This is a genomic window from Treponema brennaborense DSM 12168 (assembly GCF_000212415.1).
Taxonomy (GTDB): domain Bacteria; phylum Spirochaetota; class Spirochaetia; order Treponematales; family Treponemataceae; genus Treponema_F; species Treponema_F brennaborense.
This window is the reverse complement of record NC_015500.1, coordinates 746,978-760,513: the sequence shown is the minus strand read 5'-3', so window position 1 is coordinate 760,513 and position 13,536 is coordinate 746,978. Positions and strand designations below refer to the sequence as shown.

14 protein-coding genes are annotated in these 13,536 nt (G+C 54.5%); 7 read left to right on the top strand and 7 right to left on the bottom strand.

Features of this window, described 5'->3' with window-relative positions; genetic code table 11:
• The first annotated feature begins 24 nt into the window (after positions 1-24).
• Both TREBR_RS03140 and TREBR_RS03135 read left to right on the top strand, forming a co-directional pair.
• A complete protein-coding gene (locus TREBR_RS03140) occupies positions 25-717 on the top strand; it encodes an amino acid ABC transporter permease (RefSeq protein ID WP_013757776.1) in 693 nt (230 codons plus the stop codon).
• The gene (locus TREBR_RS03135; protein ID WP_013757775.1) at positions 710-1,459 is read left to right on the top strand and encodes an amino acid ABC transporter ATP-binding protein; all 750 of its coding nucleotides are present in this window, start codon (positions 710-712) and stop codon (positions 1,457-1,459) included. The genes TREBR_RS03140 and TREBR_RS03135 overlap by 8 nt, the downstream gene beginning before the upstream one ends.
• Before the next feature lie 11 nt (positions 1,460-1,470).
• Here the strand turns inward: TREBR_RS03135 and TREBR_RS03130 are convergent, their stop codons facing one another.
• From TREBR_RS03130 to TREBR_RS03120, 3 genes are read right to left on the bottom strand one after another with little or no spacing between them, the layout of a single operon-like run.
• Positions 1,471-1,893, bottom strand: a complete 423-nt coding sequence (locus TREBR_RS03130) for a PepSY-like domain-containing protein (RefSeq protein WP_013757774.1) — start codon at positions 1,891-1,893, stop codon at positions 1,471-1,473.
• A gap of 40 nt (positions 1,894-1,933) precedes the next feature.
• Positions 1,934-2,653, bottom strand: a complete 720-nt coding sequence (locus TREBR_RS03125) for a metallophosphoesterase (protein ID WP_013757773.1) — start codon at positions 2,651-2,653, stop codon at positions 1,934-1,936.
• Between the two features lie 24 nt (positions 2,654-2,677).
• Positions 2,678-3,469, bottom strand: coding sequence for a hypothetical protein (locus TREBR_RS03120; RefSeq protein ID WP_013757772.1), 792 nt, complete (start codon positions 3,467-3,469; stop codon positions 2,678-2,680).
• Positions 3,470-3,611: 142 nt separating this feature from the next.
• Between TREBR_RS03120 and TREBR_RS03115 the strand changes: the two genes are divergently transcribed.
• Entirely contained in the window at positions 3,612-5,270 is a 1,659-nt protein-coding gene (locus tag TREBR_RS03115; protein WP_041610592.1) for a Na/Pi cotransporter family protein, read from the top strand.
• Positions 5,271-5,342: 72 nt separating this feature from the next.
• Here TREBR_RS03115 and TREBR_RS03110 read toward each other — a convergent pair whose 3' ends face one another.
• The 4 genes from TREBR_RS03110 to TREBR_RS03095 form a co-directional block, all read right to left on the bottom strand.
• On the bottom strand, positions 5,343-6,035 hold the full coding sequence (locus tag TREBR_RS03110; RefSeq protein ID WP_052296141.1) for an MBL fold metallo-hydrolase: 693 nt from the start codon (positions 6,033-6,035) through the stop codon (positions 5,343-5,345).
• Positions 6,036-6,052: 17 nt separating this feature from the next.
• Positions 6,053-6,883 carry a DbpA RNA binding domain-containing protein gene (locus tag TREBR_RS03105; RefSeq protein ID WP_013757769.1) on the bottom strand — a complete coding sequence of 277 codons (831 nt, stop codon included), beginning with the start codon at positions 6,881-6,883 and terminating at the stop codon, positions 6,053-6,055.
• 125 nt (positions 6,884-7,008) lie between these two features.
• Positions 7,009-7,917: a GNAT family N-acetyltransferase gene (locus TREBR_RS13475; protein ID WP_013757768.1), complete on the bottom strand. Its 909-nt coding sequence runs from the start codon at positions 7,915-7,917 to the stop codon at positions 7,009-7,011.
• 137 nt (positions 7,918-8,054) lie between these two features.
• Complete coding sequence (locus tag TREBR_RS03095) at positions 8,055-8,690, bottom strand: ATP-dependent Clp protease proteolytic subunit (RefSeq protein ID WP_013757767.1); 636 nt, start codon at positions 8,688-8,690, stop codon at positions 8,055-8,057.
• 247 nt (positions 8,691-8,937) lie between these two features.
• Between TREBR_RS03095 and pth the strand changes: the two genes are divergently transcribed.
• The 4 genes from pth (at position 8,938) to TREBR_RS03075 (ending at position 13,500) form a co-directional block, all read left to right on the top strand.
• Positions 8,938-9,513, top strand: a complete 576-nt coding sequence (gene pth, locus TREBR_RS03090) for an aminoacyl-tRNA hydrolase (protein ID WP_041610588.1) — start codon at positions 8,938-8,940, stop codon at positions 9,511-9,513.
• A gap of 189 nt (positions 9,514-9,702) precedes the next feature.
• Positions 9,703-10,653 carry a nucleoside triphosphate pyrophosphohydrolase gene (gene mazG / locus TREBR_RS03085; protein ID WP_013757765.1) on the top strand — a complete coding sequence of 317 codons (951 nt, stop codon included), beginning with the start codon at positions 9,703-9,705 and terminating at the stop codon, positions 10,651-10,653.
• A gap of 93 nt (positions 10,654-10,746) precedes the next feature.
• The gene (locus tag TREBR_RS03080; RefSeq protein ID WP_013757764.1) at positions 10,747-11,622 is read left to right on the top strand and encodes an AraC family transcriptional regulator; all 876 of its coding nucleotides are present in this window, start codon (positions 10,747-10,749) and stop codon (positions 11,620-11,622) included.
• A gap of 84 nt (positions 11,623-11,706) precedes the next feature.
• Complete coding sequence (locus TREBR_RS03075) at positions 11,707-13,500, top strand: alpha-glucosidase (protein ID WP_013757763.1); 1,794 nt, start codon at positions 11,707-11,709, stop codon at positions 13,498-13,500.
• Positions 13,501-13,536: the final 36 nt, after the last annotated feature.

Below are 13,536 nucleotides of genomic sequence, written 5' to 3'. Positions count from 1 at the left end.
CGGCGGAAGCGGTAAGGATACACTGTGAATTTTTCGTTTTTAAGCAGATATTGGTCGTTCTATCTTATCGGGGCCAAAAACACCATTTTACTTTCGCTCATTGCAGTCGCGCTGGGAACGTGTTTCGGAATGCTGCTGGCAATGTGCCGGATCAGCAAGAATCGGGGACTGCGTTTTCTGGGCACTGCGTACGTCGAGTTCATACGCGGGACGCCGCTTCTGGTGCAGCTGTTTATCATTTACTACGGACTGCAGGCGATCGGCATCCGCTTTCCCGACGTACCGTTCATGACGGCGCTGCTCGGAATCAACTTTTCCGACTTCATGTCCGGCGTTATTACGATGGGCATGAACTCCGCCGCCTACGTCTGCGAAATATTCCGCTCCGGCATTCAGTCCGTGGACAAAGGTCAGACGGAAGCGGGACGCAGTCTCGGCCTTTCGTATCCGCGGACGCTCGCCCATATCATCATACCGCAGGCGGTGCGCAACGTGCTGCCCGCGCTCGGAAACGAATTCGTCGTGGTTATCAAGGAATCGTCCATCGTTTCCATCATCGGAATCGCGGACTTGATGTACAAGGCGAACACCGTGCGCGGCAATACGTTTCAGCCGTTCGAGCCGCTGCTTGTCGCCGCCGTCGTTTATTTTCTGATGACGTTTCCGCTGTCAAAACTGCTTGCCCGGATAGAAAAAAGGATGCGCTCTCATGATTAAAGTTGAAGGATTGACTAAAGATTTCGGTCAGCTCAAAGTGCTGCGCGGCATTACCGAAGAAATCAAAAAAGGCGAAGTTATCGTTATCATCGGCCCGTCGGGTTCAGGTAAGAGCACGTTTCTGCGCTGCCTGAATCTGCTTGAAGCGCCGACGTCGGGAACAATTATTTTCGACGGCCACAATATGACCGATTCCTCGGTTTCCCGCCGTAAACGGGAAAAGAACATCGACGGCTACCGCAGCGAAATGGGAATGGTGTTTCAGCATTTCAATCTGTTTCCGCATAAAACGGTGCTTGAAAACATCACGCTCGCGCCGATTCTGCTCAAGCGGCAGACAAAATCTGAAGCGGAAAAACGCGCGCGGGAACTGCTTGAGCGCGTCGGGCTTGCCGAAAAGGAATCCGCGTACCCGCCGCAGCTTTCCGGCGGACAAAAACAGCGCATCGCGATCGTGCGGTCGCTGGCCATGCAGCCGAAAGTGATGCTGTTCGACGAGCCGACTTCCGCCCTTGATCCCGAAATGGTGGGCGAAGTGCTGTCCGTCATTCAGGACCTTGCGAAAGAAGGCATGACGATGGCGGTCGTTACGCACGAAATGCGGTTCGCCCAAGAAGCCGGAAGCCGCATTCTCTTTATGGACGAAGGCGTTATCGTGGAACAGGGCTCGCCGCAGCGGATTTTCGGGAATCCGGAAAATCCGCGGCTCAAGGACTTTTTGGGCAAAGTACTGAACGCGTAACCGATCCGGTATCAGTCGTCCAGTTTTTGTCCGAGCAGTTTACCGTTTTTGTCGAAATACAGTTCCATCCGATTGGCAAGCGTTACTTCAAGCGCCTGCCAGTCTTTTTCCGCTTTTACAATAAGCACGTTCGGATACTGCGTGCCGATGTAATCCGCTGCAGCTTTCGGCAGCAGCGCGGCGGGAATGCCGCCGTACGATTTGATTTCTTCCCAGTCGCCGTTGCCGGTAAATTGGATTTCAGTTCCGTCGTTCAAAACCGCTTCATATTCGTTGAAATCAGCCTGAGCATACTGAACCGTCTTTCCGGGAAACGCGGTGCCGATCAGGGTTTGAGCGTTTTTAGGCAACGCGTCGGCGGATATGATTTTATCCGCAAAAACGCAGGCCGTTCCGAAAACGACAAGAACGGCAATCATGTGTAATTTTTTCATCGTATACCTCCTTACGCAGACGGCTATAAATCCGCCGCGTTCAATATCCTGAAATTTCATGAAACGGCGTAAACACATATCCGCCGAACATCGTTTCTTCCAATTCAAAAAATTCAACGTCGTACCGTTCCGTACTGCCGGGTACGGACACGACGGCAAACGTCGGCGGCACGCCGCCGCGCGGACGGGCGCAGCTGCCCGGATTCAGGAGCAGCGTCGCACCGTTTTCTTCCCGATACGGACGGTGCGTATGCCCAAAAAACACCATATCGGCGTCCATGACTTCCGCCGACGACTGCAGCGTTTCCGTTCCGAAATCGACGCCGTGACGGTTACCGTGAACGACGAGTACCGTACGCCCGGCCGCACGCAAAAGGACGCGCGGCTGAACTTCAAAATACCGGCATACGCGCCGCTCCGTACCGGCGCCGTCCGACGGCTCGTCTTCTTCTCCATATATAGGATACCGTTCGGCGTCGCCGTTCCCTTTTACGCACGCGATAACCGGCGGCAGCGCGGCGGCGAGTTTTTTATCCGAAACGGATTCATCCATGCACGCGATCACGTCGCACACTCCGTCGCCGCAGAATATCAGCGCGTCGCAATCGCTTCCGAACTCCGTTATTATTTTTTCAAGAACTTCAGCCTCTCCGTGAGAATCCGAAACAACGAGCAAACGCGCAGCATGTTTTTTTTCGAGCATAGAAATAGCTTCTTCCGATCCTATCAGAGAAGTATCCTGTACTGTCAACGTATTCATGTCACTTCCTATTATATGGTTGTTTTAGTGTTGTTCTATTACAAAATGATTCACCGGCCGCAGTCCCGTTTCGGGATCAACGTATCGGGTAACGGTCCATTCGCTTCCCGTCAGTTGCCGCGCGTGTTGCAGCAGATCGGCATATGCCGAACCGCTCAAATCGACCGCATCCTGCGGAAACAGCGACAGATATCCGACCGCCCGTACCAGTAAATCGGGGATATTTCCGGAAACGAATACCGACGTTTCTTCGGCTGTAGCCGCCCCCTCGTTCGCTGCCGGCATATATTCCAACACCAAATCGCAGCCGGCTTCCATGCCGAGCAAATCATCCTGCGGCAAAAGCGAAAAAACGGGATATCCGACAGAGCCGCCGCCTGCGTCCTGCATCCGCGCAAGAGCCGCGTGAGTGCCTTCCGGCGCACCGAGCAACACCAGACCGTCCGCACCGTTCGCCTCAAGGAGCGCCGACAGTGCCGAAATGCGGGCGGTTCCGCCGCGTTTAAAATCATCGGGAAAAACGAGCGGAATCACCGCCCCGCCGTCCTGAACGAGCCCGAACGCCGGACGCAGTTTTTCCAAAGCCGAAGAAACGAACGCGTCGTCATTATAGCCGTAGCCGAATAAAACGGCAATACGACGGACCGGTTCGGGAAACGGACGCGGAGCGTGCACGACTGCCGTATCGTGCGCCGTCGCCGGTTCGGGTATGAAATGCACGGTGTGCTCGGTTTGCGAAAAATCAGACCGGCCTTGAGAACAACCGAACACGAGAAAAAAAAGGACGATAATTTCCGGAAAAAACCGACGTTTCATACCTTTACTATACTCGAATCCGCTGTTCAGGACAAGCAGTGTACGCAAAATCCGGGCAGTGCCGAAAGTTTTCCGCAGTTTCGCCGCTTACGGCCGCCCTTTCCCGTTGAAAAAAGCAGGACGTTCTGATATTGTGTATCCTGTGAATATTATATCGATACTCTTTCAGCTCATCGGCGCATTGGGATTTCTCCTGTACGGAATGAAAATGATGAGCGACGGCATTCAAAAAAGCGCCGGAAAAAGCTTACACCGTATTTTGGGTATGATGACCGGAAACCGCTTTTCTGCGATGCTGACCGGTATGTTCATAACGATGATAATCCAGTCGTCGGGAGCGACCACGGTCATGGTCGTGTCGTTCGTCAACGCCGGACTGCTGACGCTGACGCAGTCAGTCGGCGTCATATTCGGTGCGAACATCGGAACGACGGTAACGGCTTGGATCGTGGCGTTTTTCGGCTTCAATTTCAAAATATCGGCGGTAGCCATTCCGGTGTTCGGCATCGGATACATTCTGACTGTAATAAAAAAACTGCAAAAACAGAATATCGGCGAAGCGCTCATGGGCTTCGGACTGCTCTTTCTGGGACTTGATCTCCTTTCAAAAACGATACCGACCCTCGACGCGAACAACATACAATTTTTGACGGCTTTTACGGATAAGGGAACGCTGAGCGTTCTCATCGGTATCGCCGCGGGCATGATTATCACCGTACTGCTGCATTCGTCGAGCGCGTCAACCGCGATCATTTTGACGATGTCGTACAACAGGCTGTTACCGTGGGAGTTCGCGGCGGCGATGGTGCTGGGCAGCAATATCGGTTCCACGATCGACGCGGTTATCGCCGCGTTCGGAACCAAAGTGAACGCCAGACGCGCCGCGCTCGTGCACGTACTGTTTAACGTTACGGGAACCGTGATCGCGGCGCTGCTGCTGCACCCGCTTTTGGCGCTGGTGGATCGGCTGGTTCCCGGACCGGTCGAAGCGAACATCACGTTCCATATCGCCATGCTGCACACGGTGTTCAACGTACTGAACACGCTGCTGTTCCTGCCGTTCACGACGCAGATCGCGTCTCTTACCGAAGTGCTTATCAAGCCGAAAAAAGACGAAACGCCGGACGTTTACCGGCTTGATTTTATGGAAACGGGGGCAAAAGAAAACGCCGCCGCGTACGTTATCCGCGCGGAAAAAGAAATCGCGGACATGACCGGCGTCGTTACCAAAATGTTCGACCGGATCGAATTCGGTTTTGCACACCGGACGTCGGAATTCATCGAAACGCAGATGGAATCGCTTGCAAAGGAAGAAGACTACGCGGATCAAATGCAGGAGCAGCTTTCAAAATTTTTGGTACACTGCTCACAGCTGCCCGTCAGCGACAAACTGCGCAACAACGTTTCAATCATGCTGCGTATCGTAGACGACCTTGAAAGTATGACCGACGACTGTTACAGCGTCGCGCTGTTGCTGCGCCGCAGCATAGAAAAAGACATGACGTTCGCGGAAGAGGACATAGAACGGCTGCATCCGTATATCGACCTTGCGCACCGCTTTCTGTCGTTTATCCGTGAAAACATCAACAAACATCTGAGCGAAGAACAGCTGACGATTGCCCAGGATCTTGAAGATCAAATCGACGTGTTCAGAAAAAATCTTAAAAAAGTCGCACGCAAACGGCTCGAAAGCGGCGCGGACGTAAAATCGGAATTGCTCTATATAGACTTGGTTCGCAACATCGAAAAAATCGGCGATCGGGCGTTCAGCATTTCGGAAGCGCTCGCCCAGACGCAATAGCGCAGCCGTACGATCGTTTCCCCGCGGAGCCGCTGTTCCCCACCCGCAGTGCGGTCTGCGCCGCGGATTTCGTTAAAAAAACGCCGGCAGCACGTTTTCATCCAAGCGGAACGCCGCGGTTCCGTGACCGGGATACACGCGCACCGATCCGGGCAGCAGGGAAAGGCGGCGCAGACTTTGCCGCAAAGCGCGCCCGTCTCCGCCGTACAAGTCGGTTCGGCCGTATCCGCCGTAAAACAGCGTATCACCCGCCACTAACAGCGCGTCGCCGGCGTTGTATAAACACACGCCGCCCGCACTGTGCCCGGGCGTATGCAGGACTGACCACCGGGCGGCCGCCGTTTTTACGGCGGCGGGAGCGTCCGGCCGAACGGCGCAATCGAGCGCCGCACCGTCTGCAAGCGGAACGGTAACCGGCGGCAGGTCGGCGAGCGCGGGGATCATATCGTCCAATCCGAGCGCGTGCAAATCGGCACGCTGCCGCTCCGCGCCTTCACTGCCGAAATATCCGGTTTCATACACGCCGGCGGCGACGGGCGTACCCGGATACCGCGACAGCAATTCTCCCAATCCCAGCACGTGGTCGAAATGGCCGTGCGTGCACACGATAAAGGCCGGTACCACAGCCTGCCGCTTCAGCAGGCTGTCAATCAAGCCGGCGTCGCCGCCGGGATCGGCCATAAAGACGTATCCCGGACACAGCGGAACGATCAGCGTATTAACACCGAGCGGACCGGTTCTGCAAACGCTTATATCCGTCGTCAACACGCACCGCCGGGCCGTTATTCGGCATCCTGATTCCGCATATCGTCACCGGCATCTCCGGCGGCATCGGCATCGTCGCAAACGGCATCGTCGCAGACGGAATCCGTTTCCGCGTCGTATCCTGAAGGCGCCGCGTCGTCACATTCCGTTTCGGGAACCGAGTCGTTTTCCGCCTGATACGGAACGTCGTCTTCAAACGTTTCGTCTTCTTTTTTACGGGAATAACTGACGGACAATTTACGTCCGCGGTAATCGTATCCGTTCAGGGATTCTATCACGCGTTCGGCGTCTTCGCTGAACAGCTGAACGAACGAATAATTGTCGAGCGTGCGGATATCGCCGATGCGGTCGCGGGAAAGACCGGCAACCTGCACGAGCAGTCCGACCAGATCGCGCGGAAACACTCTGCGGTTCCGGCCGATTCCGATAAAAATGGTCGTTGCAAGCGATTCGTCGATCGTTACGCGCCGGGGAGCCTGGCGCGCTTCGGCTGCAGCTCCGTCTTCATGCCGGGAACGGCGGAAAGCCGGTTCGGAATCGCGGCGCGGGGAATCCGATGCGTCGTCGCGGCGGGTGCGTTCCGAATCACGGCGGCCACGGAGCTCGCCGGGTTTATTCGCGAAATCCCGGCGCTGATTCCGGTAAGAACCTCTCATACCGGACATTCCGCTTTTTGCCAAATAGGCGGCTACGTACATTCTCAGCGTAAACGGAACGTTTTTCTTAAAAAGTTTTTTCAATTCATTCAATACAACCGGATCTTCTTCCGTTTTTACTCTATCGACCGCATCTGAAAGCAATGCGGTAAAACGTTCTTCATCAAAAGAACTAAACGTTTTGGCAGACATATATCACTCCTCATACATTGACGGCGGCCGTTCCCGCCGCCGTAAGCTCAAGCACGCGGGAAATACCTTTGAAAGCGACGCTTTTCCATGCCGCCGTATATTTTAACAATTCAAAAAATCACGACTCATTTATTTGCGGATATATCCGCAATATACCCGCCGCCGCAGCTTGAAAATCCGCATCGGAGCAAGCACGGTACCAAAAAATCGGGTATCACCATATCGGCTAATAAAACCCAGCGAACGCCGCGGGTTTTCAATTCGGCAAGGATCAGAGTAAGCAGCTCTTTTCCTATTCCCAGCCCTCTGTAGTTCTGTAAAACGAAAAACGCGGTAAGCAGCACCGTTTTCCGGGTGTAAGACGGATACGGCGACGCGGCGACGCAGCCTGCAAAATCTCCGTTCACGGTCTCTGCGACTATCGAAACGAACGAGCCGGGGTCCGCCATTCCGCATTTCTGCTGCCATAGATCGGACAACGCGATTCCGATTTCACCGGGCCACTGAATTTCAAATTCGCCCATAATGGCGTTTGCCGCAACGGCGAACGCTTCTTCGTCGGTATCTTTTCGGTATCCGCGGAACACGAAATCATCGTGCACCAAGTCTTCGCTTTCTTCCGGTTCGTCACCCAGTTTTTCAAGTCCCCGCGCTTCGCGCAGCGTATTATACCATTGCATAATGTGCCGGGCCATTTCTTTTTCCTTGAAAGCGAACCATTGTTTTTCCGCTTCAGGAAACGATTTTAAAACATTCTTGAAATTTCTGAACACCCCCTTACCGGAAAACAGCACGGAACGCAGCTGCTGTTTCAGCTGCGCGTTGCGCTGCATGGAAACGAACCGTTCCATCATGCGGAAACCGCACGAAGAGTCCCATTCCGGCAACACGTAATAACGTGATTCGTCCGTCGGCAGCGTACGATCGTTTTCAACCAAAGACGCAGTTTCGGCATCCAAAACGAACGCGCCGTTCTGGTTTTCCATTGCGAAAATGATCTGACTGACCAATTCATCCGACAGAGCAAACATCATATCGTTTATTATAACACATACGGCGGGGATTTGAAAGAGGTTTCGGCAAGAATCAGCGGGCGCGAACGCCGCGGCAGAGTGAAAAAGACAGCTGCGGAAACGGACGCTGCCGTTCCGCAGAAATAAAAGAGGAAATGCTACGCGAGTTCCTCACGGGAAGAAACGACCGTGCTGATCAGACCGTACGAGCGGGCTTCTTCGGCGTTCATCCAGTAGTCGCGGTCGGTGTCTTTACAGACTTGATCGAGCGATTTTCCGGTTTCAAGCGAGATAAGTTCGTTGATTTTCGCGCGTGTTTTTTCGATTTCACGTGCGTGAATCTCGATGTCCGTCGCAACGCCTTTAATTCCGCTCAGCGGCTGGTGAATCAGGTAATGGCTGTTCGGCAGCGCGATACGGCGTTCCTTAGGAGCGGCGAGCAGAATAAGCGCGCCGGCGCTCGCGACGAGTCCCATGCCGATGCAGTACACGGGGGCGTTTACGAAACGGATCATATCGAAAATGGCATATCCGGCGTCGACGTCGCCGCCGGGTGAATCGATAAAGATGCGGATCGGTTCGTCCGAATCGGCTTCAAGGATCAAAAGCTGCCGGACGATTTTTTCGGCAAGCGGTTTATTTACTTCGCCTGAAAGCAGGATTTGGCGTGTTTTAAGGAATTTCGCGTTCAGTGCGTCGGAAGCGTTTTCGTTCGCCGATTTTTCACATTCCCGTTCGTCCGGTTCGTCGTCAAAGCGGACACCTCGTATATACGTATCGTTTTTATTATTCATGTTAGACTCCGTTATTAAATATACAAAAATACGGAGTATGTGTCCAGTCGCAGAGATGACATCCGTATCATCTCTGCTTGCGGGTTTTCCGCAGGAAAACCCGGGGTGCGTTGACACCGCCGTCCGTGGCGGACTGTTCGGCGCAAGCATATCCGTGTGTTCCGGCCGGGAGGGAACGCCCCGCAAAGCCGGTTTGCCGCCGGCATTGCTGGAACAAAGGGAAAATTTGCGATATACTCGTGCCATTATGATTTCATTGGTTGCATTTTTGGGTAATTACGGGCGCGAATACGAGCGGACGCGGCACAACGTTGCGTGGCAGTTTGCGGATTCGCTGCCTTTTGCGGATACATTGAACTGGCAGCGCAAATTCAAGGGGTTGTACGCGGCGGCGGACGATTTGGGGCCGGAACGGGTGTATTTTTTGAAGCCCGAAACGTACATGAATTTGTCGGGGGAAAGCGTCGGGGAATTGGCTCGTTTTTTCAAGATTACGCCGGAACGGATTCTGCTCGTGCACGACGAGCTTGAGCTGCCGCCGGGAACGGTGAGTCTGAAATGGAGCGGCGGACTGGGAGGGCACAACGGGCTGCGGTCCGCAAAAGCCGTGCTCGGTACGGCGGATTTTTGGCGGTTCCGGTTCGGGATAGGACGTCCCGATCACGCCGACGTCGCCGGATACGTGCTGTCGGAGTTTACTGCGGACGAGCGGATCATTTTAAGTCAGATTTTTCCGCAAAGCGCGGCGATGCTGGCGCAGGCGCTCAAGGCGGAGCCGCAAAAGCTGCTGCCCGAATGGAATAAAAAGAAGCTTATGGCGTGATCGCCGCGAAAAGCGGCGGCAGCGGTGAGCCGGAAATTTACGGCTAAGCCGCGCGGGCAGCGAACAAACCGCACTGGCGACGGTCAAGGCGCGCGGTCTGCGGATGGTGCGCGGGCGGCAATCAACAGTGCCGATCGAATCGTTCATCGGGGCTTTCACTGCGCCACCGTTTTCCGGTATACTGAGCGCATGAACGACACGACACACGCTTTCGGGCGTTTTTTTTCGGTTATCAAGCGGCTGCGCGCAGACGACGGCTGCCCGTGGGACAGGGAACAGACGCCGCTTTCCATGCGGCACGATCTGATAGAAGAAGTTTTTGAAGCGGTCGAAGCGATTTCCGCCGGAGACGCTGTGCACGCAAGGGAAGAACTCGGCGACGTACTGCTCAACGCGGTTATGATCGCCTACATGTACGAGCAAAACGGCGATTTTACCGTTACGGACGCGCTGAACGAAATCACGGACAAGCTGATACGGCGCCACCCGCACGTGTTTGCCGAATCGGACGGCAAGTCGCAGATGAAAGGGGCAGTCGGAACGGCCGGAGAAGTGCTGAACCAATGGGACGCGATCAAGCGCAACGTTGAAGGCCGAAAATCGGGCTGCACGCTGGACGAAGTTCCGGCGGGATTTCCGCCGCTTTTGAAAGCGTATAAAATGCAGAAAAAGGCGAGCAAAAAAGGCTTCGATTGGTCTGCCGAAGCGGACGTGTTCGGAAAAGTTGCCGAAGAAATCAGAGAAGTAAAAGAAGCGGTGCTGACCGTGCGCAGCGCGATAGAGGCGGCGGCGGACGTACCGGAAACGGACGGTCGGGAAAAGACCGCGCAGGAAAGCGCTACGGAAAAAACCGCGCAGAAAAACGTTCCGGCCGCTTTTACGAAAGGAGCGCCCGAAGCGGTCAATCGGGCCCAGCTGCATCTTGAAGAAGAAATAGGCGATTTGCTTTTTGCCGTGGTAAACTGGGCCAGACATCTGAAAGCGGATCCGGCGACGGCGCTGGAACGGGCGAACGGTAAATTTTACCGCAGATTCGGGTACGTCGAGCGGAAAATGGCGGAAGCGGGCCTTCCGATGGACAACGCGCACCTTGCGCAGATGGACGCGTTCTGGGATGAAGCGAAAGCGCGCGGAGAATAACGCGGAAATGCGGACCGTACGGCGTGAATGCGGCGGAAACTCGAATGCGCACCGCCTGAAAGCGTTACGGAACGCCACGGGAACGGATACGGTATGAAAACACAGGATCTGAAAGAATCGGTTACGCACGGTTCCGTATTGTTTCCGTTCGCGGCCTACACCTGGGACGGTTCGCAGACGCTGAACGTCAGAACGCATTGGCACGACGAAACGGAAATCGTGCTGTTCTGCCGCGGTACGTTTAAAATATCGGTCAACATGCGCGCGCAGACGGTAAGCGCGCCCGCGATGGCCTTTTTTAACGCGGGAGATATTCATTCAATCGTGTCGCCGGCAAAAACCGATTCTTCGGAAAAAGCGCTCGTGTTCGATTTGCACATGCTGAACTTTGAACAGTACGATCAGACGCAGGCGGCCGTCCTGACGCCGCTTACGGAAAGGAAACTGCGCTTTCCGCCGCTGATTACCGAAAAGGACGAAGCGTGGCGGGAAAGCGCCGCGTTGTTCACCGCTATCTTCGAGGCCGCTGAAGAGCGCGCCGCCGGTTCCCGCATCAGAATAAAAGCGCGGCTGCTGGAACTGATAGCCGGCTTGTATGAAAAAGGGGCGCTCACCGCCCTGTCGCAGCTGCCGCACGCGAACGCGCACAACGTCGACTGCGTTAAACGGATTCTTACTTATATAGAAGAACGTTACGATGAAAAAATTACGACCGCGGACATTGCGCGGATCGCCGGTATGAACGAACAGTACGTGTGCCGTTTTTTCAAAAAAGCGACCGGGCGGACGATCACGTCGTACGTCAACCTGATTCGCATCGAAAAAGCCGCGTCGCTCCTGTCCGAAACGGACGGGAAAATCATAGATATCGCCGTCAGCTGCGGATACAACAACGTCGGCTATTTTATCAGAACGTTCACCCGTTTTAAGGGAACTTCACCCCGGCAATACCGCAAAAAGTCAAAATAATGCAATAACGATGCAATCCCGTGGAAGCATCCGTCGCTGTCGGTATATATAATACAATTATTACACGATACACGGAGGCTCGCTATGCAAAAGAAATGGTGGCACGGAAAGGCCGCTTATCAGATATATCCCAAAAGTTTTCTTGACACCGACGCGGACGGAATCGGCGACTTGCAGGGAATCACCCAAAAACTCGACTATTTGAAAGAGCTGGGTATAGACATCATTTGGATTTCACCCGTTTACCCTTCGCCATTCGTCGATCAGGGATACGATATTTCCGACTACCGCGCCATTGATCCGCGCTTCGGAACGATGGACGACTTCGACAACCTGATCGCGCAGGCAAAAAAGCGCGGTATGTACATCGTCATGGATCTGGTGCTGAACCACTGTTCCGACAAGCACGAATGGTTTCAAAAGGCGCTCGCGGATCCCGAAGGACCGTACGCCGACTATTTTTATTTCGTCGAAGGGAAGAACGGGAAACCGCCGTGTAATTGGCGCTCGTACTTCGGCGGCAGCGTTTGGGAACCGGTACCGGGAACGTCGAAATATTATCTGCATTCGTTCGCCAAAGAGCAGCCCGATTTGAACTGGAACAATCCGGCTGTCCGGCAGGAATTGTACGATATGATAAACTGGTGGGCGCGAAAAGGCGTCGCAGGGTTCCGAATAGATGCGATCATTAACATCAAAAAAGACACTTCATGGCAGGATACGCCTGCGGACGGTGACGACGGCATGTCTTCTATCGGCCGTATGATAGACGCGGTGGAGGGAGTCGGTGATTTTCTGGAAGAACTGAAACGCTGCACGTTCGCCCTTCACGACAGTTTTACCGTGGGCGAAGTCTTTAATATGAAAGAAAACGAATTGCGCGATTTTATCGGCGACGACGGGCATTTTTCTACCATTTTCGATTTTTCGGCGCATTGCCTGACACACGGCGAACACGGCTGGTACGACGCCCGGCCGCTGAGCTTCCGCGACTGGAAAAACACGGTGCACGACAGTCAGCTGAAATGCATGGGCGTAGGTTTTAAGGCCAATCTGATAGAAAACCACGACGAACCGCGCGGTGTCAGTACGTATCTGCCGCCTCACGCGCGCAACGATACCGGTGCCAAAATGCTGGCAGCGTGTTCCGTACTGCTGCGCGGACTGCCGTTTCTGTATCAGGGACAGGAAATCGGTATGCACAACTGTCCGCGCAGCTGTATAGATGAGTTCGACGACATAAGCACAAAAGATCAGTACAAAACGGCGCGGGAGGCGGGATTGAGCGAAGCGGACGCGCTGGCCGTCTGCAATACGTTCAGCCGGGACAACGCGCGCACGCCCATGCAGTGGGATTCAACGGAGAACGCGGGATTTACCGCCGGAACGCCGTGGCAGCGCGTAAATCCCGACTACCGAACGCGCAACGTACGGGCGCAGCTGAACGATCCGGACTCGGTATGGCATTTTTACCGGAAACTGCTCGCGCTGCGTAAAAGCGGCGCGTACGCCGACGTGCTGACGTACGGCGATTACGAGCCGGCCTACGGTGAAACGGAAAACGTGTTCGCGTTCCGTCGGACGCGCGGTGCGGACTGCGCCCCCGTCCGCGGTCAGGAACGTTCAGAGTATTCGGCGGTTTCTGCGAATCGGATAAATTCCGCAAATCAGACGGCTTCCGCAAATCAGGAGGCTTCCGCGGAAACCGAAAACTGCTGCCGGGAACTCCTCGTCATCGCGAATTTCGGAACGGAAAACGAAACGCTGCCGCTTGAAGCGGAACCCAAGGCGCTCGTGCTGTCGAACATGGAGGAAACACAGATCAGCCGCATGAAAATAACGCTGCGTCCGTGCCAAGTAATTGTATTGGAACTGTAAGCTTTACATTCATATTGTAAAAATATATAATGCACG

Coding starts and splice junctions, on each gene's coding strand:
- TREBR_RS03120 (WP_013757772.1), bottom strand. CDS start 3,469: ATGAAACGTCGGTTTTTTCCGGAAATTATCGTCCTTTTTTTTCTCGTG.
- TREBR_RS03105 (WP_013757769.1), bottom strand. CDS start 6,883: ATGTCTGCCAAAACGTTTAGTTCTTTTGATGAAGAACGTTTTACCGCA.
- pth (WP_041610588.1), top strand. CDS start 8,938: ATGATTTCATTGGTTGCATTTTTGGGTAATTACGGGCGCGAATACGAG.
- TREBR_RS03080 (WP_013757764.1), top strand. CDS start 10,747: ATGAAAACACAGGATCTGAAAGAATCGGTTACGCACGGTTCCGTATTG.
- TREBR_RS03130 (WP_013757774.1), bottom strand. CDS start 1,893: ATGAAAAAATTACACATGATTGCCGTTCTTGTCGTTTTCGGAACGGCC.
- TREBR_RS03075 (WP_013757763.1), top strand. CDS start 11,707: ATGCAAAAGAAATGGTGGCACGGAAAGGCCGCTTATCAGATATATCCC.
- TREBR_RS13475 (WP_013757768.1), bottom strand. CDS start 7,917: ATGATGTTTGCTCTGTCGGATGAATTGGTCAGTCAGATCATTTTCGCA.
- TREBR_RS03095 (WP_013757767.1), bottom strand. CDS start 8,690: ATGAATAATAAAAACGATACGTATATACGAGGTGTCCGCTTTGACGAC.
- mazG (WP_013757765.1), top strand. CDS start 9,703: ATGAACGACACGACACACGCTTTCGGGCGTTTTTTTTCGGTTATCAAG.
- TREBR_RS03125 (WP_013757773.1), bottom strand. CDS start 2,653: ATGAATACGTTGACAGTACAGGATACTTCTCTGATAGGATCGGAAGAA.
- TREBR_RS03135 (WP_013757775.1), top strand. CDS start 710: ATGATTAAAGTTGAAGGATTGACTAAAGATTTCGGTCAGCTCAAAGTG.